This is a genomic window from Staphylococcus edaphicus (assembly GCF_002614725.1).
GTDB classification, from domain to species: Bacteria; Bacillota; Bacilli; order Staphylococcales; family Staphylococcaceae; genus Staphylococcus; species Staphylococcus edaphicus.
Genome location: NZ_MRZN01000041.1, coordinates 1 through 724, shown reverse-complemented (window position 1 = coordinate 724; position 724 = coordinate 1). Strand labels below are relative to the sequence as shown.

The 724-nt window shown below is 30.2% G+C and carries 1 pseudogene; it reads left to right on the top strand.

Annotated elements, in window-relative coordinates:
* Nucleotides 1–724, top strand: a pseudogene (locus tag BTJ66_RS14075) (transposase); the annotation flags it as partial.

The following is a 724-nucleotide window of genomic DNA, read 5'->3' as shown; positions in this document are numbered from 1 at the left end:
TTTTAGTAAGAACTATACACGTCGTTTTCATGATACAGATTTATTTGAACAAATATTTGAGAAAATACTAGAAATAGCTATCAAAAATAACTTAATAGATCACTCATCTTTATTTATTGATTCTACGTATATTAAAGCAAATGCAAATAAGAATAAATACATCAAAAAAATTGTAAAAAAAGATGCACTTCAGTTCCAAGAAGAATTGGATAATGAAATAAATGAACAAAGGCGCGCACAAGGAAAAAGCCAATAAAAAATAAAGACAAGGAGGAATATAAAACTAAAAAGGTAAGTACGACTGATCCAGAAGCTGGATACTACGTTAAAGGCGAACGAGAAAAGCAATTTGCTTATAGTTTACACGCATGTGTAGATAAAAATGGTTATATTATTGATAAGTATGTGACACCTGGTAATATTCACGATAGTACACAACTGAAACCAATGATTGAAAGATTAGAAACCAAGCAGATGTTGCCTATCACGTTAGCAATTGATTCAGGTATATAAAACACCTTTTAATGCCCACTTTTTACTTGAAAAAGCAATTGTACCAGCAATGTCCTATACAAGACCTAAGGGGAAACCTGGATATTTCAGAACAAAAGATTTCATCTACGATGAACATTATGATACTTATATTTGTCCTAATGATGAAACTTTATTATATAAAAGAACAATGCCAACAGGACACAGATTATATATATCAGATGGTTCAATA